We start from the raw sequence: 236 nt of genomic DNA, 5'->3' as shown, positions 1-236 counted from the left end.
TTTTAAATGTTTGATATAAGTACTTAAATCTTTATCTCCTCTGCCTGATAAATTAACCACTACAATTTGGTTTTTTTTGAGTTTCATTTTTGGTAAAACTGCTAAAGCGTGTGCTGTTTCCAAAGCAGGAATGATTCCTTCTATTTTGGTTAACTCGTAAGCTGCAGCTACGGCTTCTTTATCTGTTGCGTTCATGAATTTTGCTCTTTTATTTTCATATAAAAAAGCGTGTAAAG

General features: G+C 32.2%; 1 pseudogene. It reads right to left on the bottom strand.

The features are described 5' to 3' along the window. A pseudogene (locus tag ACY2RW_RS16385) lies at positions 1 to 236 on the bottom strand (tryptophan synthase subunit beta); the annotation flags it as partial.

It is taken from the genome of Polaribacter sp. 2305UL8-11 (genome assembly GCF_058147165.1).
This window is presented reverse-complemented; position numbering and strand designations above follow the sequence as displayed.